Origin of the sequence: Streptomyces sp. DvalAA-43 (genome assembly GCF_900091725.1) — a bacterium.
Classification (GTDB): domain Bacteria; phylum Actinomycetota; class Actinomycetes; order Streptomycetales; family Streptomycetaceae; genus Streptomyces; species Streptomyces pulveraceus.
This window is the reverse complement of the sequence record NZ_FMBW01000039.1, coordinates 101,244-126,386: the sequence shown is the minus strand read 5'-3', so window position 1 is coordinate 126,386 and position 25,143 is coordinate 101,244. Positions and strand designations below refer to the sequence as shown.

21 protein-coding genes are annotated in these 25,143 nt (G+C 72.6%); 8 read left to right on the top strand and 13 right to left on the bottom strand.

Annotated features, from left to right (window positions below; all coding sequences use genetic code 11):
* Nucleotides 1-93 precede the first annotated feature (93 nt).
* The 3 genes from GA0115234_RS12065 (at nt 94) to GA0115234_RS12055 (ending at nt 2,519) form a co-directional block, all read left to right on the top strand.
* Nucleotides 94-1,068 (top strand): acetylxylan esterase, encoded by a 975-nt coding sequence (locus GA0115234_RS12065; RefSeq protein WP_093540899.1) that lies wholly within the window; start codon nt 94-96, stop codon nt 1,066-1,068.
* Nucleotides 1,069-1,182: 114 nt separating this feature from the next.
* The gene (locus GA0115234_RS12060) at nt 1,183-1,893 is read left to right on the top strand and encodes a hypothetical protein (protein ID WP_093540898.1); all 711 of its coding nucleotides are present in this window, start codon (nt 1,183-1,185) and stop codon (nt 1,891-1,893) included.
* Entirely contained in the window at nt 1,890-2,519 is a 630-nt protein-coding gene (locus GA0115234_RS12055) for a hypothetical protein (RefSeq protein ID WP_093540897.1), read from the top strand. The genes GA0115234_RS12060 and GA0115234_RS12055 overlap by 4 nt, the downstream gene beginning before the upstream one ends.
* A gap of 12 nt (nt 2,520-2,531) precedes the next feature.
* Here GA0115234_RS12055 and GA0115234_RS12050 read toward each other — a convergent pair whose 3' ends face one another.
* From GA0115234_RS12050 to GA0115234_RS12000, 11 genes are all read right to left on the bottom strand, one after another.
* Nucleotides 2,532-4,262, bottom strand: coding sequence for a serine/threonine-protein kinase (locus GA0115234_RS12050; RefSeq protein WP_093540896.1), 1,731 nt, complete (start codon nt 4,260-4,262; stop codon nt 2,532-2,534).
* Between the two features lie 52 nt (nt 4,263-4,314).
* The gene (locus GA0115234_RS12045) at nt 4,315-7,323 is read right to left on the bottom strand and encodes an alpha-mannosidase (RefSeq protein ID WP_093540895.1); all 3,009 of its coding nucleotides are present in this window, start codon (nt 7,321-7,323) and stop codon (nt 4,315-4,317) included.
* Nucleotides 7,324-7,369: 46 nt separating this feature from the next.
* On the bottom strand, nt 7,370-8,095 hold the full coding sequence (locus GA0115234_RS12040; protein WP_093540894.1) for a polysaccharide deacetylase family protein: 726 nt from the start codon (nt 8,093-8,095) through the stop codon (nt 7,370-7,372).
* Nucleotides 8,092-9,195, bottom strand: a complete 1,104-nt coding sequence (locus GA0115234_RS12035) for a Gfo/Idh/MocA family protein (RefSeq protein ID WP_305123096.1) — start codon at nt 9,193-9,195, stop codon at nt 8,092-8,094. Before GA0115234_RS12035 ends, GA0115234_RS12040 begins: the two co-directional genes overlap by 4 nt.
* Nucleotides 9,196-9,301: 106 nt before the next feature.
* Entirely contained in the window at nt 9,302-10,936 is a 1,635-nt protein-coding gene (locus GA0115234_RS12030; RefSeq protein WP_093540893.1) for an FAD-dependent oxidoreductase, read from the bottom strand.
* A gap of 14 nt (nt 10,937-10,950) precedes the next feature.
* A complete protein-coding gene (locus GA0115234_RS12025) occupies nt 10,951-12,123 on the bottom strand; it encodes a GntR family transcriptional regulator (RefSeq protein ID WP_093540892.1) in 1,173 nt (390 codons plus the stop codon).
* A gap of 193 nt (nt 12,124-12,316) precedes the next feature.
* The gene (locus GA0115234_RS12020) at nt 12,317-13,387 is read right to left on the bottom strand and encodes a LacI family DNA-binding transcriptional regulator (protein WP_093540891.1); all 1,071 of its coding nucleotides are present in this window, start codon (nt 13,385-13,387) and stop codon (nt 12,317-12,319) included.
* A gap of 87 nt (nt 13,388-13,474) precedes the next feature.
* Complete coding sequence (locus tag GA0115234_RS12015; RefSeq protein WP_093540890.1) at nt 13,475-14,716, bottom strand: mandelate racemase/muconate lactonizing enzyme family protein; 1,242 nt, start codon at nt 14,714-14,716, stop codon at nt 13,475-13,477.
* 12 nt (nt 14,717-14,728) lie between these two features.
* The gene (locus GA0115234_RS12010) at nt 14,729-15,694 is read right to left on the bottom strand and encodes a D-2-hydroxyacid dehydrogenase (protein WP_161275588.1); all 966 of its coding nucleotides are present in this window, start codon (nt 15,692-15,694) and stop codon (nt 14,729-14,731) included.
* The gene (locus GA0115234_RS12005) at nt 15,688-16,695 is read right to left on the bottom strand and encodes a DUF6807 domain-containing protein (RefSeq protein WP_093540888.1); all 1,008 of its coding nucleotides are present in this window, start codon (nt 16,693-16,695) and stop codon (nt 15,688-15,690) included. The genes GA0115234_RS12010 and GA0115234_RS12005 overlap by 7 nt, the downstream gene beginning before the upstream one ends.
* Before the next feature lie 219 nt (nt 16,696-16,914).
* Entirely contained in the window at nt 16,915-17,106 is a 192-nt protein-coding gene (locus GA0115234_RS12000) for a DUF6381 family protein (protein ID WP_093540995.1), read from the bottom strand.
* Nucleotides 17,107-17,237: 131 nt separating this feature from the next.
* On the opposite strand from GA0115234_RS12000, the gene GA0115234_RS11995 reads away from it, so the two are divergent.
* Nucleotides 17,238-17,933, top strand: coding sequence for a ribonuclease H family protein (locus GA0115234_RS11995; RefSeq protein ID WP_093540887.1), 696 nt, complete (start codon nt 17,238-17,240; stop codon nt 17,931-17,933).
* A 131-nt stretch (nt 17,934-18,064) separates the two neighbouring features.
* Nucleotides 18,065-18,793 (top strand): CDP-alcohol phosphatidyltransferase family protein, encoded by a 729-nt coding sequence (locus tag GA0115234_RS11990; protein WP_093540886.1) that lies wholly within the window; start codon nt 18,065-18,067, stop codon nt 18,791-18,793.
* On the opposite strand, the gene GA0115234_RS11985 is transcribed toward GA0115234_RS11990, so the two are convergent.
* Entirely contained in the window at nt 18,768-19,208 is a 441-nt protein-coding gene (locus GA0115234_RS11985; RefSeq protein WP_093540885.1) for an adenylyltransferase/cytidyltransferase family protein, read from the bottom strand. The two genes, GA0115234_RS11990 and GA0115234_RS11985, sit on opposite strands and share 26 nt — an antisense overlap.
* A 209-nt stretch (nt 19,209-19,417) precedes the next feature.
* On the opposite strand from GA0115234_RS11985, the gene GA0115234_RS11980 reads away from it, so the two are divergent.
* Genes GA0115234_RS11980 through GA0115234_RS11970 form a run of 3 tightly spaced genes read left to right on the top strand, consistent with a single transcriptional unit; the run spans nt 19,418 to nt 23,594 of the window.
* A complete protein-coding gene (locus GA0115234_RS11980) occupies nt 19,418-20,683 on the top strand; it encodes a glycosyltransferase (RefSeq protein ID WP_093540884.1) in 1,266 nt (421 codons plus the stop codon).
* On the top strand, nt 20,680-22,356 hold the full coding sequence (locus tag GA0115234_RS11975; RefSeq protein ID WP_093540883.1) for a lipopolysaccharide biosynthesis protein: 1,677 nt from the start codon (nt 20,680-20,682) through the stop codon (nt 22,354-22,356). Before GA0115234_RS11980 ends, GA0115234_RS11975 begins: the two co-directional genes overlap by 4 nt.
* On the top strand, nt 22,353-23,594 hold the full coding sequence (locus GA0115234_RS11970; RefSeq protein ID WP_093540882.1) for a hypothetical protein: 1,242 nt from the start codon (nt 22,353-22,355) through the stop codon (nt 23,592-23,594). Before GA0115234_RS11975 ends, GA0115234_RS11970 begins: the two co-directional genes overlap by 4 nt.
* Here the strand turns inward: GA0115234_RS11970 and GA0115234_RS11965 are convergent.
* A complete protein-coding gene (locus GA0115234_RS11965; RefSeq protein ID WP_176729141.1) occupies nt 23,554-25,068 on the bottom strand; it encodes a hypothetical protein in 1,515 nt (504 codons plus the stop codon). The two genes, GA0115234_RS11970 and GA0115234_RS11965, sit on opposite strands and share 41 nt — an antisense overlap.
* Nucleotides 25,069-25,143 lie beyond the last annotated feature (75 nt).

Here is a 25,143-nt window from a genome sequence, read left to right as displayed (position 1 = left end):
GCCGGGTGCACCTGACAGCACCCGGCCCCGCCGCTCCATGCCGTGCCACCGCACGGCACACTGTTCGCAATCCCACCGTGAGGAGACCAGCCCATGGCTCTGTTCGACATGCCGCTGCCCGAACTCCGCGCCTACCGGCCGCAGATCGACGAGCCGGACGACTTCGACGCGTTCTGGGCGAAGACCCTCGCCGAGACCCGTGCCCACGACCCCGCGGTCTCCTTCGAACCCGTCGAGACCGGACTGACCGGCATGCGCACCTGGGACGTCACATTCGCCGGTTTCGGCGGCCACCCGATCAAGGGCTGGTTCAGCGCCCCCGCGGACGCCGAGGGCCCGCTCCCGCTCGTCGTCCAGTTCCACGGCTACAACGGAGGCCGCAGCCTGCCGCACTGCTGGGGCATGTGGCCGCTGGCCGGCTTCGCCCACTTCATCATGGACGTACGCGGCCAGGGCAGCGGCGGCAACGTCGGCGACACCCCCGACCCGGTCGGCTCGGGCCCCTCCCTCGCGGGCTTCATGACCCGGGGCATCGAGGACCCGGAGAGCTACTTCTACCGCCGGGTCCACGCCGATGCGGTACGCGCCGTGGAAGCGGCCCGCTCCCATCCGCTCGCCGACCCCGCCCGCACCGTCGCACTCGGCGGCAGCCAGGGCGGCGGCATCGCCCTCGCGGTCGGCGCACTCGTCCCCGACCTGGCCGCCATAGCCGCCGACGTCCCGTTCCTGTGCCACTTCGGACGGGCCGTCACCCTCACCGACTCCAACCCGTACGCGGAGATAGCCCGCTACCTCAAGATGCACCGCGGCAAGGAGGAGACCGTGCTGCGCACCCTGTCGTACTTCGACGGGGTGTCCTTCGCCGCCCGGGGCAGCGCCCCCGCGCTCTTCTCCGTCGCCCTGATGGACCAGGTCTGCCCGCCGTCCACGGTCTTCGCCGCCCACAACGCGTACCCGGGCGAGAAGGAGATCGAGGTCTACCCGTTCAACGGGCACGAGGGCGGTGCCATGTTCCAGGAGGCCGCCCAGCTCCGCTGGGTGCCGAAGGCCCTGAACAGGGCGGTCTGAGCGCTGCCGCACTCCGGCCGGCGTGGTGTGGATCACGGACAGGGTGTGGACAGCACGTATATCGTCCACCGGGGCACGTCAATGCCCGTGATGTGGCGAGGACGAGGGCGGACAGTGCGGCAGAAGGCCTATGCGCAGGCGATGCGAGTCATCGCCTGCGCACTGATGGTGTGGCAGGTCTGGATGATGTGGTACATCTCCAGCCACGAGGCGGCCGGTGTGCAGTGGTCCTGCGACATGGCCGGGGGCTGTGCCAGCGACCAGCTCGCGTCCATGTCCCCGATGCTCGGCGTGGCCTTCGCGGCCGCCCTCGGTGTGCTCAGCGCCCGGTACCTGCACCGGGCCGCGCCCGGCGCGATGATCGCACTCTCCGCCGTCGCGGCCGCGGCCGGCTGGTACGACGCGCTGGCGGAGGGACAGGTCGAGCGGTCCACCGTCACCAGCTTCCACATCTTCCTTCCGCTGGGCGATTTCGCCGTCTCCCAGTGGCTCACCTTCCTGTGGTCCGCCGCGGGCGTGGGCTGCCTCGCCGCCTGGTGGGGCGCGGCGGTGAGCCTGCGGCGTACCGCGGGACTGCGCAGGCTGTCGCGCCGCTACACCACGGCCCACGCGGTGCTGGAGGGCTGGCGGTCGGCCGGCCGTAAGTACGGTGAGGTCACCGTGGTGTTCGACGACGAGGCCGGGGTGCGCCACGAGGTCCCGACCGTCGTGGAACGCGTCGCCCTCAAGCGGGACGTCCTCGCCGTGTACGACCCCGACCGCCCCGACGATCCCGCTCTCACCCGGGTCGCGGTTCCCCACCGAAAGCTGCTGCGCATCTCATGAACGCAACGACATCGTCCCTGCGCAGGCTCTTCAACGCGTTCAGACTGGTGGCCGCCCTCCTCATCGGACTCGCCTTCGCCGCGCTGGTCCAGGGCGCCGTCGACGGCCCCCGCTGGCTGCTGATCACCGGCATCCCCGCAACGGCCCTGGTCCTGACGGTCCTCGGCGATGCGGCCGAGCCGATGCGGACGAGCATGGTGATGACGGGGCTGCGCTCCGGCGGGCCGCGGGCCTTCGCGCCCGCCGTGGTCAACGGGGTGCGGACCGTCGACAAGAAGACCGGCCGGCCGGTCCTCGACGGACGGTCGGTGAACTCCGTGTTCGCCTTCGACCTGACCGTGATGCCCGACGAGCTCCCCGCATACCGGATCCAGGTCTGTCACCCGCTCGATGTGCAGGGGCTGACGCACCGCTCCAGGGCCGTCGTCGAGTACGACCCGGAGCAGCCCTGGCGGGTCGTCGTCCCCAACGATCCGCCGAGCGTATGGCTGGCCCGAGCGAACAGCGCCTCCCCTCCGACCGAGGTCAAGGACCGGACCACCGGGCTCCCGGCCGGATTCTGGACCCTGGTGACGGGCGTGGCCTGCGCGGCCGTGCTGCTGGTGCTGATGCGGCTGTTCGGCTGACCCGCACAGGGCTCAGCCGTTGCGCGGATACTCCTTGAGCACCTTGCCGTTGATGTCGGCCCGCAGATAGGCGCCGCCGTACTCGTCCGAGACATAGACGCTGAGCGTCGGCTGGTAGTCGTCGAACGGGGAGGCCGGATCGATGTCCAGGTAGTGGCTGGTGGGCTCGGAGACACCGAGCTCCTTGTCCGCCCGGCGTATCAGCCCCGGCAGGGCGTCCCAGTCGACCTTCTCCAGGTCCACGGACTTGGCGTCCGGCGCGAGGGTGCCGCCCGCGCGTTCGCGGGCGGCCTTGCCGTCCCGGTAGGTGTAGACGTCGTACAGGCCCTTGTTCTTCGCGACCGGGGCCTCGACGCTCGCGTGCACGTCGAACAGCGTGAACGACGTGACCTCGGTGCCGCCCATCACCGGCTTGAGCGCCGCGACGACGGACCGCACGGCGGAGGGCGTCAGCAGGTTCCTGGTCGGGGCCGGGCCCTTCGGCGCGCTTGTCTTCTCCCCGGTTTCGCCAGTGGCGGCACCGCCGGGGGTGGACGGGGCGCTGCCGGACACCTTCGTGTCCTGGTCCGACGCCTTCGCGTCCGGGTCGGGCACCAGCGACCAGACCAGGACGCCGGTCAGCGCGGTACCGGCGAGCGCGGTGGTGATCGCGACGGCACGGCCCCGCCGGACCCGGCGGCGTATCTCCTGGGCCCCCAGCGTCGCGGGCGCCGGACGCGGGGGAGTGGTGACGGGCCGACTACCGGGCCCCTGTGTACCGGAGGAGGGCCGGACGGGGGCGGTGGGCAGGACGGTGGTCGGGCCGGGCCGGCCGAAGCCGGGCGGCACCGCGTCCTGCCGGGTGGGCGGGTCCTGCCGCGGCGGTACGGAATCCTGCGGGGCCGCCGCCCCCGGGACCCCGGCCGGCTCGCCCACCGCGGCCAGCATCCGGTCGAGCTCCTCGGGACCGGGCCGCGCGGCCGTGTCCCGGGTCAGCAGCGCGTCCAGCACCGGAGCCAGCGGACCGGCCTGCCGGGCAGGCGGGATCTCCTCGTCCAGCACGGCCGCCAGCGTCGCCAGGGTGGTGGCCTTGCGCAGCGGATGGCGGCCCTCCACGGCGACGTACAGCATCATGCCGAGCGACCACAGGTCCGACGAGGGATCGCCCTCGTCGCCCCGGATGCGCTCGGGCGCCATGTAGTCGGGGGAGCCGATGATGGAGCCGGTCGCCGTCAGACTGGTGGACTCGCGGATCGCCGCGATGCCGAAGTCGGTGAGCACCGGGCTCCCGTCGGCCCGCAGCAGTACGTTGGCGGGCTTGACGTCACGGTGCAGGATTCCGGCCGCATGGGCGGCGCGCAGCGCGGACAGCACCCCGCGGCCCAGCCCGGCGGCCTCGGCCGGGGTCAGCGTGCCCTCGGCCAGCCGCTCCGCCAGGGAGGCTCCCGGCACCAGCTCCATCACGATCCACGGGTACGTTCCGTCGCCGCCGTCCACGATGTGGTGGACCGTGACCACACCCGGGTGATCGAGCCGGGCCAGCGCACGGGCCTCACGCAGCACCCGTTCGCGCAGCAGCCTGGCCGACTCCGGGTCGTTCTCGGCGAGCGCCGGGTCCGGGGGCCGTACTTCCTTGAGTGCCACATCGCGGTGCAGAGCCAGGTCATGGGCCCGCCACACCATGCCCATGCCGCCGCTGCCGAGCCTGTTCACCAGCTCGAAACGGTTGTCGATCACACGGCGCACAGGACCCCCAGCGTTCATGGCAGAAGAGTACGGGGCGGGCCCGCAGCGGTGCGCACCCGCCCCGGACGGCTCAGCGCCCGTCGGGCGTGAGCCTGAGCGTCACGATCTGGAAGGGCCGCAGCACCAGCCGCACCGCGTCGCCGTCCACCGCGGCGGTCTCGTCGGCGAGCGGGCGCTCCAGCAGGTCCGTCACGCTCGCCCCGGCCAGCGCGAAACCCGCCGTCAGACGGGCCGAGACCCGCCCACCGTGCGCCTCGTGGAGCCGGACCACCACATCACCGCTCCCGTCGTCGGCGAGCTTCACGGCCGTCACGACCACCGCGTCCTCGTCCACCGAGACCAGCGGGGCGACCCCGGCACTGCCCGCCACCCGGCGCTCGGGAAGGCCGAGGCGCCAGCCCTCGCGGACCGCGTCACCGATCGTCGCCCCCGGCAGCAACGCGTACCGCAGCCGGTGCACCCCCTGGTCGGTCGCCGGGTCGGGATAGCGGGGCGCCCGCAGCAGCGACAGCCGCACCGTGGTCGTGGTCGAGCCGTCCTCGCGGACCGTACGGGTCACATCGTGCCCGTACGTCGAGTCGTTGATCAGCGCCGCGCCCCAGCCCGGCTCGCCGACGTGCAGGAAACGATGGGCACAGATCTCGAACTTGGCCGCCTCCCAGCTGGTGTTGGTGTGCGTCGGCCGCTGGACGTGCCCGAACTGGGTCTCCGCCGTGGAGTGGTCGGCCCGCACATCGATAGGGAAGGACGCCTTGAGGAACTTCTCCCGCTCGTGCCAGTCGACCTCGGTGTCGATGTCGAGGCGCCGGGCACCGGGCCGCAGGGAGAGCAGCTGGGTGACGCGGGACGAGCCGAAGGTACGCACCACCTCGACACCGTCACCGCTGCGGCGCACCACGTCCGCCTCCGTCAGATCGGTCACCGTGTTGCGGTAGAAGGCATCGACGTCCCACGCGTCCCAGTGGTTGGGCAGATCCGGGTGGACCTGGAGCAGATTCGCCGCGCAGCCCGGGGCGACCGTCTCGCGCCCCGCCACCAGGTCGACGACCGAGACCACCAGCCCCCGCGCGTCCACGGTCACCCGGAGCAGCCCGTTGTCCAGCCGGAAGCCGGAGCCGAGCTCCTCGACCTCCACCGCCGGCTCCGGGTCCCGGGGTGCGAGCGCCGCACCGCCCGCCGCGATGCCGGCCCGGCCGTGCGGGGCGGAGTTGAACACCACCGCCGAGCCCTCCTCCGGGGCACCGGCCAGGGACCGCTGCGCCGCGCCGATCACCGCTTCGAGCTCACCGGCGATCCGGGCGTAGGTCGCCTCGGCCTCCCGGTGCACCCAGGCGATCGACGAACCCGGCAGGATGTCGTGGAACTGGTGCAGCAGCACGCTCTTCCAGATCCGGTCCAACTCCTCGTACGGATAAGGGAATCCGGTCCGGACGGCGGCGGTGGCCGCCCACAGCTCGGCCTCCCGCAGCAGATGTTCGCTGCGCCGGTTGCCCTGCTTGGTCCGCGCCTGCGAGGTGTACGTGCCCCGGTGCAGCTCCAGATACAGCTCGCCCAGCCACACCGGCGGCCGCTCGTACTCCGCCTCGGCGGCGGCGAAGAAGTCCGCGGGCCGCTCGATCGTCACCCGGGGCGAACCCTCCAGATCCGCGAGCCGCTCGGCACGCGCCAGCATCTCGCGGGTGGGGCCGCCACCGCCGTCGCCCCAGCCGAACGGCACGAGCGAGCGCGTGGCGTGCCCCTTGTCCCGGAAGTTCTCCTCGGCGTGCGCGAGCTCCTCGCCGGACAGCTCGGCCACATAGGTGTCCACCGGCGGGAAGTGTGTGAACACCCGGGTGCCGTCCAGCCCCTCCCAGAGGAAGGAGTGGTGCGGGAACGGGTTCGTCGTGTTCCACGAGATCTTCTGGGTGAGGAACCAGCGCGAACCCGAGAGCTTCACCAGCTGCGGGAGCGCCGCCGAGTAGCCGAACGAGTCGGGCAGCCACACCTCCTCGGTCTCGATCCCGAACTCCTCCAGGAAGAACCGCTTGCCGTACACGAACTGCCGGGCCAGCGCCTCCGACCCCGGCATATTGGTGTCCGACTCCACCCACATCCCGCCCACCGGCACGAACTGACCGGCGGCCGCCTTCTCCTTCACCCGGGCGTACAGCGCGGGCTGGTGCTCCCGCAGCCAGTCCAGCTGCTGCGCCTGCGACATCGCGAAGACGAACTCCGGCCGGTCGTCCATCAGCGCCAGCACATTGGAGGTGGTGCGGGCGACCTTGCGCACCGTCTCCCGCAGCGGCCACAGCCACGCCGAGTCGATGTGCGCGTGACCCACCGCCGACAGCCGGTGGGCGGAGGCATGGGCGGGGGAGGAGAGCACGGCGCGCAGCCGTTCCCGGGCGGCGGGCGCGCTCGCGCCCACGGCATCCAGGTCGAGCGCGTCCAGGCAGCGTTCCACCGCGCGCAGGATCTCCCAGCGGCGCGCCGAGCCGAGTGGCAGCTGCCGCATCAGCTGGTCGAGCACCTCCAGGTCCTGGACCAGCTCCCACACCTGCCGGTCGAAGACCGCGAGGTCCATCCGCTCGACCCGGTACAGCGGCTCGCTGCCCGCGGTCTCCCGGTCCCCCAGCGCACTGACGCCCTCCAGGATCTCCGGATTGGCGGCGGCTTCCAGGACGTACGTGAACTCCTCGCCGCCCGCCACCGGTTCGCCGACCCGCAGCCAGGTGTTGCGCGGGTTGAGCGCCTTGACCACGCTGCCGTCCGGCCGGTGGGCCAGCGCCTCCGCGGAGAATCCGGGACGGTCCTTGGCGAAGCCCAGGTCGATCACCGCTTCGACGGTCTCGCCCGCCCAGTCCGCCGGGACGCGGCCGGTCACCCGGAACCAGCTGGTGCCCCAGGCCGGCCCCCAGTCGTCGCCGACGGCGCCGGCCTCGAAGGGGGCGGCCATCGCCTCGGCGAAGGGCACCGGTTCGCCGGGGGCGTGCCAGACCTCGAACTCCAGCGGTGCCGTCCGGGGATGGACGGCGGGGCGGATGCGCTCGCGCAGGGCGCGGTCGAGCCGTTCCTCGGTCAGTGTGCGGTCGTCATGCATGAGTGAAGGGCCCCTCTGAATGAAATGTGTGCGACGCGGTAGTGGTTCACGGGAGCTCGTCGAAGCCCACGCAGGGCAGTGACATCCCGTCGGCCGCGGCCAGGAGCTTCTCCAGCCGGGCCGGGGTCACATGGTTGGCCTCGTGGGCGTCGGCGACGCAGTGGGCGTAGAGCGTGGTCACGCCGCCGTGCTCGGCGGTCCGGCGCAGCGCCGCCTCGACGCCGCCCAGATCGTCCCCGTACGCGAGGGTTCCGCGCCCGGAGTCCACCGAACAGCCGAGCAGGACCCGCCGGTCGGCGAGATCACCGGCCGGGACGTGCAGTTCGGCCGCGAGGGACGGATCGGCGCGACGGCCCACGGGTACGCCGCCGCGCAGCCGCTCGAAGAGCGTCAGGAGCAGCCGGTCGGTGTTCTCGTCGCGGGCGCTGCACGGGTAGGCGAAGGTGCGGGACGGGAAGCCGAGGCGGCGCAGCCCGTCGAGGGCGGGCACGACCTCGCGGTCGAGATAGGCGCCCGCGCCGTGTGCGGCGACGAATTCGGGTGCCCGCTCGTGCCGCAGACCGTGGCAGCCGATGGTGTGGCCGTCGTCCGCCAGCCGGCGCAGCAGCCGCACCTCGTCCCGGTCGAGCCGGTCCGGCTCACAGACGAAGAAGGTGACACGCGCCCCGTACGACGCGAACAGCGGGGCGGCGGCGGTCCATGCGCGTACGTGCCGGTCGTCGAAGGTGAGCAGCAGGGCACGGTCGGCGGGGCGGTCCGGGCGGTCGGTCATCGCCCGGACTCCCGCGGCGCCCAGCCGGGTACGGAGCCGTGCAGCGCGGTGTAGAAGGGGTCGCCCGGGACGATCTCGCCGGCCAGGACCGGCAGACCGGTGAGCGCCGCCTTGTACATCGCGGTGATCAGCTCCAGGGAGCGGCGGCCGTCCCCGGCGCTCGCCCTGGGCCGCCGCCCGGCCCGCATGTCGGCCAGGAGGGAGCGGAGCTGGGCGGCGTGCGAGCTCGGGACGGACTCGGCCGGGGAGCTCCAGCCGTCCGCCCGGCCGGGGTCGACACCGGGCGCCGGGGTGTACGTCCAGTCGCCGTTCCCGTAACCATAGAGATGGTTCAGCTCGATCGTGGCGTCCCGCAGATCGATCCGCAGATGGCTCAGCTGGCGCGGCGAGAGGGCGCTGTTGACCACGGTGGCCAGCGCGCCCGAGGCGAAGCGCACGGTGGCGGTGGTGACGTCGTCGGTCTCGACATCACGGGCCAGCCGGCCCGCCATGGCCCGGATCTCCGCCCAGTCACCGAGCAGTTCGAGCAGCAGGTCGATCTGGTGGATGCCGAGCCCCATCGCGGGGCCCGCGCCCTCGGTCGCCCACTTCCCGCGCCAGGGAACGGCGTAGTAGGCGTCGTCGCGGTACCAGGTGGTCTGGCAGTGGGCGACGAGCGGTGCCCCCAGCTCCCCGGAGGCGATGAGCGCCCTGGCGTGCTCGGCCCCCGAGCCGAACCGGTGCTGGAAGACGATCGGGGCGTACGGGCCGTGCTCCCCCTCGGCGGCGGTCATGGCGTCGTACTCCGCGAGGCTGAGCGCGGGCGGCTTCTCGCACCAGACCCAGGCTCCGGCCGTCAGGGCCGCGACGACCTGTTCCCGGTGGGCGACGGGCGGCGAGGCGATGACGACGAGGTCGGGGCGGAGCTCGCCCAGCGAGGCGGCGAGATCGGTGGAGTGGTGGGGGAGCGCGAAGTCGGCGGCGAAGGAACGGGCGGCCGCGGGGTCGGCGTCGACGGCACCCACCACCGCGAAGTCCGAGGGGAGTTCGAGAAACGCCGGCATATGGACGGCACGGGCGATGTTGCCCGCGCCGACGAGCAGTACACGATAGGGAGTCACAGTCACAGGGGCCGTCCAGGCTGAGGGCGTGAGCCGCCGGGATTGGTAAGCGTTTTCCAACAGGTCGGGAAGGTGCCCTTCCCGGGGGGAAGGGCAGCGGGTCGGATCAGAGGGTGGCGTAGAGCGCCCCGGCACTGGTCACCGGGCCGGTGCGGAGCCGGTCCGGCCAGTCGAGGGCGAGACCGAGGGAGGTGCTCAACCGGTTCTGGAAGGAGGCGAGCCGCTGCTCGCTCCCGCGGACCGCACGGGGCGGCAGCCGGTGTTCCAGGCAGTACGAGACCAGTGCGCCGACGGCCTCACCGATGCTCCACTGGCCCGCGTGCCCGCCGAGCGCGGGTGCGCTGAGATGGGTGGCGCCGATGTTCCGCCCGGCCGGAAGCAGATTCTCCACCCGGACCGGCAGCAGCGCCCCCAGCGGCAGCTGGAACGGCAGACACTCCAGATCCAGTCCCGTACCGCCACCGGTCCCGGGGCGCAGGGTGATCCGCGAGCGCAGGGTTCCCACGCTGTCCGTGAAGGTCTCGGCGCCCGGCGCCCCGGCCCGTGCCGCGGCGGTCAGCTGGTGTTCCAGCAGGGTGAACTCGGCCCGGATGCGCCGGGATTCGCGTATGTGCGGGGTCTTGGCGAAACCGTCGTCCGTGCCCGTGGCATCGGGCCTCGGACGCAGCTCGGGATAGCCCTGACCGCCGTCGTGCCGGGGCGCGCTCGTCTGCATCCAGTACAGGAACGACAGGGCCTGCTCGCGCGCCTCCCGCTCGGCCCGCGCCCGTACCTCGTCCCCGGCTCCGGCGAGCGGGAGCCCCGTGTAGGCGGTCTGCTCCCAGTCGACCAGGGTGATGTCGCTGTCGAACGTACCGGGCAGATAGCGGCTCCGGGCGAGCGCCCGCAGCTGGTGCCAGCGGTCGTTGGGCGGCGCGGCCCAGTGCGGGACGTCGTCCGGCTCGTGCAGGAACAGCGGGACGGAGCGGGCCGGGCCGCCGCCGGGTTCCGCGGTGTCCCAGGAGAAGGCGCCGGACCACCGGTCGTAGCCGGCCGGCCGGTCGACGGTGTGGTCCTCACCGGGGCGGTGGTCCAGGGCGAAGACCCAGGAGACCGGCAGCTGGTCCAGCGGGTCGGCCACGGCGGGCGCGTGCGGTTCGCCGGTCTCCTCGCGGGACTCGGCGCCGGTGACGTGCTCGACGCCCGCGAGGGCGAGCAGCTCGCCGAGGTCCGTCGCGTCGACGACGTAGGGGGCGCTGACCGTCAGCGGTTCGCCGTCCGGCGCCGCGAGGGTGACCGCGGCCACCCGGTCCCCGTCCGACTGGGCCGCGACCGGGCGGTGGCCGAGCAGCAGGGTGAGCCTGCCGGAGGCGAGGTGCGGGGCGAGGAGCTCCTGGACGACCGCGAGCGCGGCGCGCGGCTCGTGGCTGAGATGGCCGGTGGTACTGAGGCCGGGGTCGAGCAGTGGATCGGCGAACGGCTCCGGGCACAGAGGGTAGTTGCGCCGGTAGAAGTCGCGTATCCGCTCGCGCAGATCGCGGTAGCCGGGGGAGACGGGGTCCAGTTCGATGCGGTGGCCGTCGGCGAGTGGCACGGCCTGCGCGGTGAACAGGCCACCGGGCCAGTCGGTCGCCTCGGTGAGCACGACGCGGTGTCCGAACCGGGCGGCGGTCAGCGCGGCGGCGAGACCGCCGAGACCGGCACCGACCACCAGGACATCGGTCCCGAGTTCGCGGGTACGGGGGGTGGGGGCGGCGAACACAGGAGTCTCCTCCCTCAGGGCCGGCGGGCGGCGACGGTACGGAGCCGGACCGGCACGGACTCGCTCGTCCTGATCCGGACGGGAAGCACGATCTGCTCGGCACCGCGGTACGGGTCCTCGCCCGCCGCGCGCTCCGCGATCCGGGTGACCAGCTGCTCGACCGCCCGGCTGCCGATCTCCCTGGCGGGCAGCCGGGCGGCGAAGCTGGTCAGCGGCAGCAGGTCGTAGGGGCCGGCGTCGTCCATTCCGGCCAGCACGATCTCGTCGGGTACGGCGACGCCGAGCGCGGCCAGATCGGCGGCGGCGGTGGCGACCGCGAAACCATGGGCGCACAGCAGGGCGGTCGGCGGCTCGGGCGAGCCGAGCAGGCCGGTCAGCAGCTGCTTGCGCTCGTCCTCCGGCAGCGCCGTGTACGAGCGCAGCGCGGTCAACTGGGGGAGCAGCGGCTGGTCATGGGCGCGCAGCGCCTGCTTGTGCCCGGTCATCCGGTCGTGGACGCTGGTGCACTGCGTCTCGCCCCAGAGGGTCGCGATCCGCTCGTGGCCGTCGGCCAGCAGATGCTCGGTGAGCCGGTAGCCGACGTCGTAGTTGTCGGCGGTGACCGCGTCGATGGCGTGGCCCGGGAAATAGCGGTCGACCAGGACCATCGGGATGCGCAGCCGCCTGATCTCGTCGAGGATGCCGGCACCGGGCGCGTCCTCGACGGGGTACAGGATGATGCCGTCGACCCGGTCCTCGACCGCCTGGCGCAGCGCCTGGTCCTGGCGGGCCAGCGAGGCGCCGTGGTCGGCGTGCCCGGTCTCGGTCGTATGGACCGCGGAGTCCGAGAAGAACAGTCGCATCCCGCGTTCCGAGCAGCCGGACTCGATGCCGCGCAGCACCTCCGACTGATAGGGCCCCTGGCCGCTGATGATGCAGGCGATCACACCGGACCTGTGTGCAGGGGCGGCCTCCGCGGCCCGGTCGTCGGGGTCGGCGACGAAGGTGCCCCGACCGCGCCTGCGCACCAACAGCCCCTCCGTGACAAGGTCGTTGAGGGCCCGGACGGCGGTCGTCGAGCTGACGCCGAAGCGCTCGCGCAGCTGGTTCTGAGTGATGAACGGGGCACCGGCCTCGTACTCGTCACGCGCCACCTCGGCCCGCAGCTCATCCTTGATGCGCTGGTACTTGGGCCCGGACGTACCCATCCAGCCACCACCCTCTCGACTTTGACGCGTCAATCGACGTTGACCTCAGTGTGGTGGTGGTTAACGCATTATTTCAAGGGGGTTGCAGCGAAAGGATCGGTAACTTAGCGCGTCAAGACCGAGGTTGTGTCGTCTTAATGCGTCATTCCGGCGCTCCGGGTCGCCCCGGAACCGGTCGCGGGGGCGCCGGCGCTCAGCCGGTCGTGCGGGGCGGCGGTGCCGTGCTGGCCCGCACCACCAGACGCGAGGGCACGGCGAGGGTGCGCGGCGAGGGCGTCGCGTCGCCGAGGGCCAGCAGCAGCGCCCGGCGGCCGATCTCCTCCAGCGGCAGTCGCACGGTGGTCAGCGCGGGCGTGACATCACAGGCCACCGGCAGGTCGTCGAAGCCGACGACGGAGACATCGGCGGGCACGCTCCTGCCGAGGTCGTCACGGAGCGCCGCGAGCGCGCCCAGCGCCATGGCGTCGTTGAGTGCGAACAGCGCGGTGATCCCCGGTGACCTGCGGAACAGCCGCACCGCCGCGGCCCGCCCGCCGTCCCGGGTGAAGTCGGCCTCGACGCGGTGGTGTTCCTGTACGACGACGCCCAGCTCGGCGGCCCGCTCCAGGAAGCCGTGCAGCCGGTCCTGTACGGAGACCAGCGCCAGCGGACCGCAGATGACGCCGATCTCGGTGTGCCCCAGCCCGGCGAGGTGCTCGGCGACGGCCCGGCCGCCCTCGCGGTTGCCCGGCACGATGGTGTCCACCGGAAGATTCTGGTGCGCGACCGCGGTCACCCGGCCGCCCTGTGCCGCGAAGGCCTCCAGCTCCTGGGCGAGCGCGGGGCTCCCGTCGGTGAAGCCCGATCCGGCCAGGATCACGGCACGGGCCCGCTGCGCCCGCAGCCGGGCCACGTACTCCGCCTGGAGCGCCGGCTCGTGGAAGGTCCCGGCCAGCATCACCAGAAGCTTGTGATCGCGGGCGACCTCCATGACACCGGCCGCGATGGCGGAGTAGTAGGCGTCGTTCACATCGTGCACGAGCAGGCCGACGATGGAGGTCGTGGACTGCACGAGTGCGCGGGCCGGTGCGTTGGACACGTAGCGGAGTCGGGCGGCCGCCTCCAGGACGCGCTCCTGGAGCTCCTGGGTGACGTTGCGGTCGCTGTCGCTGAGGACGCGCGAAGCCGTGGCGAGAGAGACCCCGGCGTCCTGCGCGACCTGCTGGAGCGTCACGGCGGACGACGGGCGGGGACGGGCGGAACGTCGATTGACCTGGCTCTGCATAGGGCTACGATAGCCGCACTGAAAGCGTTTTCCCATTGTGCACGCCACAGGAAACCCGCCACCGGGACCGTCCTCCCGCCCGCAGGGTCAGCCCGTGTGCCACCGGCCCGGTTCGGCCGACGGCGTCGCGGTCGCACAACGGTAGACGGCATCGTCCCGGAAGGCGTACCGCCGTTCCGTCTCCGGTGTGAGCCGGACTCCGAGCCCCGGGGCCTGCGGAGCGAGCAGGCATCCGTCCTCCAGACGGAACGGCTCGACCAGCAGTTCCGACCGCAGCGGATACCGGGGCATCGGCCATTCGGCCAGCCGCCCGCCACCGGCGAAGGCGGCGTGGTAATTGGCCGCCTGGCACACGGCGCTGCCCCAGCAGTGCACGACCGCTTCCACGCCGTGCTCCGCCGCGCCCGCGAAGACGGCCAGCGTCTGGTGCAGTCCGCCGACGACCGTGGCGTCCGGCTGCACCAGGTCGTAGTACCCCGAGGCCATGCGTGCCAGCAGTTCCTGTGCGGTGGTGACGGTCTCGCCGCCCGCCACCGGGCAGCCGGCCGTCCGCCGCAGGGCGGGGTACGCGGCGGTCCGGGCAGGCCCGAGCGGCTCCTCCAGAAAGCGCACCGGCCACCGGGTGCCGGTCCTGACCGCGTCGAGGAACGCCAGCGTGTCCGTCACCGACTGGCCGGGGTCCTCAAGATTCTGCGCCATGTCGATGGCGACGCCGATGCCGTGCGAGGCCGCGTGCTCCAGCGTCCACACCGCCTTGTCCGCTTCGTGGCCCCGCGCCCTGATCTTGAAGGTGTCGATGCCGAGGGCCGCCACGGCGGTGATCTCGGCGCTCATCGCCGAGGGGGAGGCCGAGTCGCCCCCGCTGGCGTAGAGCCGGATCCTGTCCGTGCGACGGCCGCCCAGCAACTCGTACGCGGGTACGCCCGCCCGCTTTCCGAGGGCGTCGACCAGGGCCGCCTCCACGGCGGAGACGACATGGCGGGCCGCCCCCTGGAGACTCCAGTAGCCCGTCACGAGCACCATGTCCCGGTATCGTCCCGCCAGGTCCCCGGCCGGGCGGCCGACCAGGTAGGGAGCGATCAGTTCGACCGTCGAGACGAAGACCCGCGGCGCGAAGACGGCGAGATAGCCCTCGCCGAGCCCGGTCGTGCCGTCGTCCAGGGTGACCTCCACCAGACCGGTCGTGCGCCACCCCGTCGGCAGCGCAAGGCGCACCTCCAGATTCTCCGGATCCGCGTAGGGAGCGCTGAGCAGCACCGGCCGGATCGCCGCGATGCGTGCCCCGTCGCCGGTCTGTGCGCCGATGTGCGCGGGAGCGGGTTCGGACATGATGTCGCGTCCTCAGAATCCTCTGGACCACTGCACAGGGTTGCGCAGCGGTGAACCGGTATGGAAACGGTGCCAGTTATCGGTGAACAGGTCGACGACCCGGGTGCTCTCGTCCGTCGATCCACCCGCGGTGTGCTGGGTGAGGACGACCCCGGGGCAGCTCCACAGGGGGTGACCGGCGGGCAGCGGCTCCTCCGCGGTGACATCCAGCACCGCTCCGCCGAGTCGCCCGGAGGACAGCTCGGACACCAGGGCCTCCTCGTCCACCAGGGATCCCCGGCCGGCGTTCACCAGAACGGCCCCCGGCCGCATCAGGGCCAGTCGCCGCGCATCGAGCAGTCCGGTCGTTTCGGGCGTCCCGGGCAACAGCCCCACCACCACGTCGAAGCACGGCAGTTGATCATCGAGCTCGGCCAGGGTGCGGATATCGCCGGAGCCGCGGGCGAAGTGCGAAACGGGGCAGTCGAACGGGCCGAGCAGCTCGGCGAACCGCCGGGCGATGGACCCCCGGCCCAGCACGAGGACCCGGGCCCCGGTCAGGAGTCGCAGCCGGGGCCGCACGGCGGACTTCGCCCACCTGCCGTCGGCGCGCAGCCCGGAGAGCCGGTCGATACCGCGATGGAGCGCGAGGATGCCCGCCAGGCACGACTGCGCGACGGGATCGGCGAAGACATCACCCAGGTTGGTGACGGCAAGGCGGCGGCCGAGGGCGGGCCAGTCGAGACCGAGGTAGCCGTCGATCCCGACCGAGGCGAGCTGCAGCCACCTCAGCCGGGGTGCGTTCGCCACCCAGGCCGCCCTGGGATTGCCGAGCGCCGTGCCCGCATCGGCGAAGGCACGGGCGTCCGCCTCCGATGCGGTCCCCGGCTCGGCGAACCACACGGGCCCGGGACCGAGTTCACGCAGGCGGGCGCGATCGGCCTCGGCGAGCGGCAGTTCCACGTACAGACCGGCGCCGCCCGTGTCCCGGTTCACCACGGGTGCCGCGCGAGGTGCTCGGTGATCCGGTCCCGGTCCCACTCCCCGTCCGCCACCGTGATCCGGTAGCGGCGGGCCAGGGTGTCACCCGGGGCGAGCTCCAGCTCCTCGTGGAACGCGAACGAGGGGGCGACGGCGGCGAAGGGCTCGTCGCGGACGAACCAGTGGGCCGGGTGGGTGCCGCCCGCTCCGGTGTGATCGTTCTCCGGGGCGTGCTGGAAGATCAGTGTGGCGTGACCGTCGGTGCCGTCGTGTTCGCCGCTGTAGGCCAGCCAGGGTGCCTGCGTCCCCATCAGCTCCGGGCCCTCCCCGTCCGGGCCGAGGATCCGGCCGCCGCGGAAGGCCCGCGGCCCGCGCCAGAAGAGGCCGGTGTAGCCGGCCGCCTTCCGGCCGTGGGTGGTCGGGCTGCCGAACCGCAGTGGCTCGGTGCGCCGGTTGGTGATCGCGCTGGACCAGGTCAGCGTCCAGCTGCCACCGGTCCCCGGGCCCGTGCCACCGGTCTCCGGTCCCGTGGCACCGGATCCGGGTCCACTTCCGGGTCCATTCACGGATCCGGTGTGCTCGACGTCGTGCAGTTCGACGCGGCGCAGTTCGTCCGCCCAGTGCGTGCCGTCGTGGTGGCGCCAGCTCAGCCGCTCCGCGATGACCGCGCGCCCGGCCTCCGCCGTGACCTCGTCGAATCCGATGTGTGCCATCGATCCGACCCGCTCGGGCAGCGGCTGGTAGTCCTGGCCGTGCACATAGGTGTTGCCTCCCCAGAGGTTCTGTCCGGAGAGGTGGGAGGCCGTCATCTGGAGGCCCTTGTGCCAGCGGTGGTCGTTGGGCCGGTAGTCGGTGACAACGTTATCGGCCAGGGTACGCATGGGGTGGATGTACGGCTTGGGAGCCTCCCAGGCCGCTTCCGGGCGGTAGACGTAACTGATCAGATCGATGCCGCCGCGCTCCTCCGTGACCGTGATCCGGTCCCCGTGGGCGTGCGTGATGCGCAGTGGACTGCTCATGTCCCGAGTCTCCTGGGTACGGCTGGAAAGCGCTTACCGCAACCTAGGGCCTCCGTCGGAGGCGCGTCAACAGCCGTCCGGCGTCAGGGAGGAGACCCGGCCGGGGAGTGGCCGGGGCGGGGAGGGCCGGTCCGTGGAGCCGGGCCGCCACGGCGGCGACGCCCTGCCGCACACTCATGGAAGAGCGACAGGGCGTCGGCCGTTGGCGTGAGGCAGGTGTTACTTGGGCGGGCGCATGCTTCCGCCGCCCATGCCACCCTGCTGGTCGCACTGCTCCTGGAGCTTCCGTGCCTTCTCCTGGAGCCGCTGGCGCTGCTCAGGGTCGGTGGTGCGCTCGGCGGCCTCGGTCATGTGCCGGGCCTTCTCGCGCAGCTGCTGCGCACGGTCACCGGATTCACGTGCAACGCTCATCATCGCTCCTTGTGCGGTTGGGAAGAGCGGGCTCCCTCAGAGAACCAGCGCCGCCGGGCCACCGCACCTCGAATCGTCACTCAGCGTCACGGTCTGCAGAGAGGTGCCGCGACGCTGGCATGATCGGGGGCATGAACGAAAGCATCATCGCCGCGTGTGACGGGGCGTCCAAGGGCAATCCGGGACCTGCGGCCTGGGCATGGGTCGTGGCCGACGCGCAGGGGCGCCCCGAGCGCTGGGAAGCGGGTCCGCTGGGCACCGCCACCAACAATGTCGCCGAACTCACCGCGCTGCGTGAGCTGTTGGATGCGACGGACCCCTCCGTGGCGATCGAGGTGCGGATGGACTCGCAGTACGCGATGAACGCGGTGACGAAGTGGCTGCCGGGGTGGAAGCGCAACGGCTGGAAGACCTCGGCCGGCAAGCCGGTGGCCAACCGTGAGCTCGTGGCCGGCATCGACGCCCGGCTGACCGGCCGGACCGTGCGCTTCACCTATGTTCCCGCCCACCAGGTGGACGGCGACCCGCTCAACGCCCTCGCCGACCAGGCCGCCAGTGAGGCCGCGGTGTCGCAGTCCCCGGCCGGAACCGCCCACGGCTCCACGCAGCTGCCGACACCCGCTCCCGCCCGCGCCACCGAGGGCCGGAGCGGCGGCGCGGTGACGAAGAAGGACCGGGGCGCGTCCCGCCCCGCCCGTTCCGGTGGCACCATCCGGGCCAGGTTCGCCGGCCGCTGCCACTGCGGAAAGCCCTACGCGGCACAGGACATGATCGCCAAGAACCCCCACGGCTGGGGTCACCCGGAGTGCCGTACCGCAGCCGCCTGAGGCACACCGCCGGCCGGAGCGGGCGAGTGGCCGCGCGGCACCGGGGCGGCGTGCCATGATGCGGCTTTGACGGCGGCGTCCTCGCCTCGATGCGCCGACGCCGTCGGCAACGGCGTCACGCTGGGGGGCGGATGGGAAGCACGGGCACGGTCCTGCGAGAGCTGCGCGGCGCGCAGAAGACGGCCAAGGGGGTGTCGCTGTATTCGCGGTACGTGAACCGTCCGGCCGGCCGGGTGTTCGCCGCGGGCGCGTACCGGATCGGGATGACGCCCAATCAGGTCACCTCGACCAGCGCGGCATTCACCTTCGCCGCCATCGCCTCGGTGGCGCTCGTCCGGCCGTCGCCCGGGCTCGCGGTCGCGGTGTACGCCGGTCTCGTCATCGGCTTCGCCCTCGACTCGGCCGACGGGCAACTGGCCAGGCTCACCGGCCGGGGCGGCCCGGACGGCGAATGGCTGGACCATGTCGTGGACTGCGCCAAGATGATCCTCGTGCACACCGCCGTGCTGATCTCGTTCCACCGGTTCTCCGCACTGCCCGGCGAGGGGTGGCTGCTCCTGCCGCTGGGCTTCCTGTTCACGGCCGTGCTGACCTTCTGCGCGGGACTGCTGCGCGAGCAGCTGGGCAGGGCGGCCGTCCGCCCCGGGGCGGAGACCGGTGCCGCCCCGGTCTCGCGGCTGCGGGCGCTCGTGCTGCTGCCCGCCGACTACGGAGTGTTCTGCCTGGTGTTCCTGCTTCTCGGCGAACCCACCGCGTTCCGCATCGGCTACGTGGCGCTCGCCGCCGTGCACGCGCTGTTCCTGGTGGCGTTCCTCACCAAGTGGTTCAGGGAGCTCAGAGCGCTCCGGACTGCGGAGTGACCAGCACGTCCAGCGCCCGGCGCAGCTGGGTGCTGGACGTGTGCACGGTGTACGGGAAGTAGACGACCTCCACGCCGACCTCGGCGAAGTCGCGTTCCAGCCGTTTTCCCCGCTCCGTGTCCCGCCAGTCGTCACCCTTGAAGATCACGTCGAACCTCACCTGCTGCCAGGTCTCGACCTTGTCGGGCACCGTCTCGACGAACGCCGCGTCCACGTAGCGCACACTGCGCACGATCTCCAGGCGCTCCGGCAGCGGAATCACCGGCCGGTGGCCCTTGGCGAGCGCGGCCATCTCGTCCGAGACAACTCCGGCGACGAGGTAGTCGCACTGACTGCGGGCATGCCGCAGGATGTTGAGGTGCCCCACATGGAACAGGTCGTAGACCCCCGGCGCGTAGCCGACCCTGTGCACCATCCGTTCTCTCCCCCCACGGTGAACGTGATGCCGTGTCCCGCGGCGGTTGTCCGGACGTGCCATCCGGGGCGGTGGGATTTCGGCATCGGTGTCGATGGTCCAACGACCTTACTGTGAAGACCACTTGCGCATCTCGTGAACGGATAAGCTCGCTTTTGGGGCTGTTCCCTGAGGGGAACACAGAGGGTTCCGGGGGAAGGTGGGCGTCCATGTCCGATGCCGAGCGTCACCAGCCGTTCGACGGCCGCACCCTGCTGGTCGTCTCGACGAACTACGCGCCGGAGCTGACGGGCATCGGCCCGTACGCCGCGCAGCTCGCCGAGCACTGGGCCGGAGCCGGAGCCGACACCCACGTACTGACCGGGATGCCGCACTACCCGTCCTGGCGGACCGACCCGGAGTACCGGGGGGTGTGGCGGGTCGTCGAGAAGCGGGCCGGGGTCACCCTGCACCGGCGAAGACACTATGTGCCGCCCCGTCAGACCGCGCTGCGCAGAGCGCTGTTCGAGGCGACGGTGCTCGGTCACGGCCTGCTGTCGCCGCCCGCCTCGCCCCCACCGGACGCCGTGGTCGCCCAGATACCCAGTCTCGCCGGCGGTGTCATCGGCGCCCGGCTGGCGGCCCGCCACCGCGTCCCGTACATACCCGTCGTGCAGGATCTGATGGGCGCCGCCGCCGCGCAGAGCGGCATCCGGGGCGGGGGCAGGGCGGCCGCCGTCGCCTCGGCCGCCGAACGGTACGCGCTGCGCTCCGCGGCCCTCGTCGGCGTCATCCACGAGACCTTCGTCCCTCGCGTCACCGCGTACGGCGTGGACCCGGCGCGCATCCGCACGGTGCCCAACTGGTCCCATGTGCGGGCCCCTTCCGCCGACCGGGCCCGTACCCGCGCGCGACTGGGCTGGAGCGAGGGCACCCCGGTGGTCCTGCACTCCGGGAACATGGGGCTCAAGCAGGGGCTGGAGGTCCTCGTCGACGCGGCCCGGCTCGCGCCCGGGATACGCGTGGTGCTCATGGGAGACGGGAACCAGCGCGAGGCCCTGCTCCAACGTGCCGCGGGCCTGCGCAACCTCGACATCCTGCCCCCGGCCGGGGCGGACGAGTTCACCGACGTCCTCGCCGCCGCCGACGTGCTCGCGGTGACGCAGCGGGCCTCCGTCCTCGACATGAGCGTCCCGTCCAAACTCACCTCCTACTTCGTCTCGGGCCGGCCCGTGGTGGCCTCGGTCGCCGAAGGGGGAGGCACCGCACAGGAGGTCCACCGGTCCGGCGCCGGACTCCTCGTCGCCCCGGAGGACCCCGCGGCCCTCCTGTCGGCCGTACGCAAGCTCGTCGAGGCGCCGGCCGGAGCGGACGCCCTCGGGGCCAACGGACCGCAGTACGTCGCACGTCACCTGAGCCGCGAGGCGGGCCTGGCCCGCTTCGACGCCCTGCTCACCGAGGTCCTCGCGGACGCACAAGGGAGACCACGTCCATGAACCAGCCGATCCGCACCCTGGAGGACCAGGACGAACCCGCACTGCTGAGGGACCAGTTCCGCCAGCTCCTGCGCTACCGCGTCCTGCTCGTCTCCGGCGTGGCCGCCGGGCTCATCGGCGGCGGCTGGCTCGCCCTGAGCGGCGAGGACAGCTACACCTCGACGGGCGAGGTCGTCGTACGCTCCGCCACCTCGGACCCCTTCGCCGCCGGTGCCTCCGCCGACAAGGGCATCAACATCGGTTCGGAACGGCAGACCGCCGTCAGCGACACCGTGGGCACCCTGGCCGTCACCACCCTGGCCGCACGGGGAGACCGGGTGGAACTCCGGCCGTTGCTGTCCGGCCTCCAGGTCACCAACCCGCCGAACACCCTGGTCCTCCGCTTCGCCTACACCGGCCGCACCCCCGCACTGGCGCAGAAGCGGGCCAAGGCGCTGGCCGACGCCTATCTGGAGATTCGCCAGCAGCGCACGGAGAACAGCATCGCCAACATGGTCCAGGGCTACCGCGCCCAGCTGACGCCGCTCACCGAGCAGCGCGACCGACTGGCGGAGCAGGCCTCCGGGGGCAACGACGTGACCAGCGCACGCGCCAACCTCGTGGTCGCGATCTCCGAACTCTCCCGGAAGATCTCCGAGTTGCGCGCGCTCGACACCACGCCCGGATATCTGACGAAGAAGCCCGCCGCCCCGAGCGAGCCCACCGGCGCAGGGCTGCCCCTGCTGCTCGGCCTCGGCGGCGCCGTCGGCCTGGCGCTGGGACTGCTGCTCTCCTGGGTGCGCCTGGTCTTCGACCCGGCCGTGCGCTCGACCCGGGAACTGGTCCGCTCGCTCGGCGCGCCCCTGCTCGGCACCCTGCCCAGGGAGCGCGCGTCCGCCGGATCGCTGCTGGCCATCGGGCGGAGCGGGAGCCGGCTCGCCGAGGAGTACCGCGCGGTGGCCTTCCGGCTCGCCTACGATCCGTCGTTCGCCCAGCGCCGCAGGCTCCTGGTCACCTCCCCGCGCGGGGACGGCACGGCGGCGGCCGCCGCCGCGGCCAACCTGGCCGCCGCCTTCGCCGAGATGGGACGCGACGTCATCCTGGTCGAGGCCGATCTGCGCACCCCCGCACTGGCCAGGGACCTGGGCCCGGCGGTCCAGGGCTCCCCGCCGCGCTGGGCCAACCGGGGCCGACGGCCCTGGCCCTCCGACAGCCGGATGAACGTGGACGTACCCGGGTCGGGCGCCTTCACCCTGATAGCGGGCCGACGCATGGACAACGTGCCGCGCGCCCTGACATCGGCGCCGGTCGGCCGGATCGCCGCCGAGGGCGACCGGCCCGACGCCGTCGTCATCGTGCTGGCCCCGCCCGTGCTGTCGTACGCCGACGCCGTCGCGCTGATCGACCGGGTGGAGGGCGTCGTGGTGGTCTGCGACCCGCGCGAGGTCCACCGCAGCGACCTGGAGCGGATCCGGGAGATCATCGGCGCGGCGGGCGGCTCCGTGCTCGGCGCCCTGCTGCACCCCGGCCGGAGCCGCCACGAGCGACGGGCCCTCGGGAGGGCCGCCAAACGCCATCTGAAGGGCGGGCGGGCCGGCCGGGGGAGCGGGCCCGACAGCCGCCCGGAGCACCCCGGCGACCCCACCGAGACGCTGGGGCTGCGCCCCTTCGACTCCACCGCCGGACACAGATGAGGGCACGGACCGCGATCGTCTGCTCGGTCGCGGACCAGGGGGTGGCCGCGCTCACCAACATCCTGGTGCTGGTCACGGCCGCCCGGCTCTCCACCGTGGCCGACTTCGCCCGCTTCTCGGCGGTCTACCTCGTCTTCACGGTGCTCCTGGGCGTCTTCGGCGCGTACACGGGCCAGCCGCTCGTCCTGCGGCGCGGCGGGAGCGAGGAGGTACGCGGCGCCTGCCGGTCGGCGGTCGCCTTCACCCTGCTCGCGGCGGCGGTGCTCGGCACCCTCCTGGCCGGAGTCTGCCTGCCCCTGCCGGGCGCCACCGCGCGGGCCCTGATGGCACTGGGACTCGTCCTGCCGGTCGTCCTGGGCCAGGACACCATGCGTTACGCCTTCTCCACCCTGCATCTGCCGCACCTGGCGCTGGCGGGTGACACACTCCGGCTGGTCTGTGTGCTGGGCGCGCTGGCCGCACAGCCGCACGGTGCCCCGGCCGCCCGGCTCGTCCTCGTCTGGGGGCTGTCCACGCTGCCGGCCCTGCTGCTGTCGGCCGCCCTGCTGCACCGCAGAGCGGCCGGAACGCCCCTGCGGCTGAAGGTCCTGCTGCGGCGAGGCCATCTGGGGCGGCGCTTCGTGGTGGAGTTCGCGGTGGGCAACGCCACCGGCCAGCTCTCCGTACTCGGACTCGGCACGGTCGGCAATCCGCTGGTGGTCGGCGCCCTGCGCGGCGCGACCACCCTCTTCGGACCGCTCAACGTGCTCTTCACCTCGGCCACCGGCTTCGGCCCGCCCCTGCTGGGCAGGCTCGCCGACGAACGGCGCAGGGTACGGGCCGCCGCGACGCTCGCCGCCGTCCTGGCGGCCACCGCCGCCGCCTGGGCCACCGCGCTGGCCCTGCTGCCCGAGCCGGTCGGACGCCGACTGCTCGGCGACACCTGGCCCACGGCGGCCGCCCTGCTCCCGGCGACCGGCAGCCAGTACGCCGCGATGGCCGTCGGCACCTGCGGGCTGCTGGCCCTGCGCATACTCGACCCACGCACCACACTCGCCATCCAGGTGGTCTTCTCGCTCGCCGCCGTCGCCTTCCTCACCGGCGGCTATGTGCTCGGCGGGGTACCGGGGGCCGCCTGGGGACTGTGCCTGGGGTCGGTGTGCAAGGCGGTGGCCACCTGGACCAGGGTGGCCCGGCTGGGCGCCGACCGGGCGCCCGTCAGCGCGGGCGCCGTACGCCCCGGTTCCGGAAGCTCATGACCAGCAGCAGACAGAGGGCCGCGACGGCCGCCTTCCCGATCGACTGGAGCAGGGGGCCGCGCAACAGGATGAAGGTGTACCCGGCGATCAGCGGCGCGGTGACCGCCAGGACGCTGCCGGGGCCCGGACCGTCCCGGGAGACCGCCCGCGCGTACCGCCGGTCGGTACGGGCGGCGGCGTACCCGATCAGCGCGAAGGCACCGACCACGCCCGGTGCGCCGAAGTCGACCCAGACCTCGGTCCACAGCGGCGCCGACAGGTTGGTCATGTCCATCCCCATCCACTGACCGACACGCACCCCCGTGTCCTCCGGCTTGCCGCTCCACACCGAACGGGGCACGAAGAAGAGGGCGGAGCCCGCCAGTTGGCGGCCGTAGGTGTGGCCATGGGCGTCGACCCAGGTGATGGTGTTGGCGAACATCACCGTCTGGTCGTAGTCCTTGGTGGCCAGCGGCTCGAAGACCGACGTCGAATCCACCGGCCGGTATCCGGCGTCGTCGTAGCGGAACCGGTCCGCGTACGGGAACAGCACCAGCGCCCCCACCACCCCCGTGGCCAGCACCGAGCGGTACATCGCCGCGCTGCTCGGGAACGCCGTGAACAGCAGCGAGACCAGCACCGTCAGGAACCAGTAACGGGCATTGGAGAGCGGGTTGTTGACGATCGTGTTGAGGGCGATCAGCCCGGTCCAGACCAGCACCGTCGACGGGGAGCGCCGGGCTCTGCGCGAGGTCACCAGCCGACGGGTGCAGAAGAGCAGCGCGAGCAGCGCGGGCACCGTGCCGAAGCCCTTGAGGAAGGCCGATCCCACATTGGACTGACCCGACACCACGCCGCTGGCCGCGACCGAGGCGCTGATCTCCTGACGGCTGGTGAAGAAGACCGCGGGCCCGCCGAGCCTCAGGATGTAGTAGCCGCTCGCCGCGAAGGCCAGCAGCACCAGCAGCCCGAGCCGCCCGCGGTGCGCGACGGCCGGACCGCTCCCGGCGCGCGCGGCGGTCCGCCGCCGCAGCGGCCGCCGGGACGCCAGCAGGGCCCCCAGGTCGAACGCGGCACAGCCCACCAGGACCAGCGCGACGGCCGTCACCAGATCCGACCGCGGCCCGACCACCGGCGTGGGCGTCTGCCCGATGACGGCCTGGGCGAACGGAGCCACCCCCATCGCGATGTACACGAACATCCAGAAGACGCCCTGGAGCAGACGCCGCCGGGTGGACAGGATCATGGTCGCGAGCCGGGCCCCCGCATAACAGGTCAGCACGAGCTGGAGCCAGTACGCGGTGTCCCGGACGCCCGCGCCCGGCTGAGCGGCCACCACCGCGGGCAGGAAGCAGACCAGGGCGAGGATCAGCGGCACGGCCAGGGCGCGCGAGAGCATCGCCCACGACATGGGCTTCGCCGGTGCGTGGACGGGCTCTCGTGGGCCGTGCTCCGGTACGGGCGCGGACGGTGCCGCCTCGTGCACGGACGTCATGTGTTCCCCGTCTCCGTGGACCTGTGAACACTCTAACGAATCAACCCACTTGGGGTGTTTGGATGACTAGTCTGT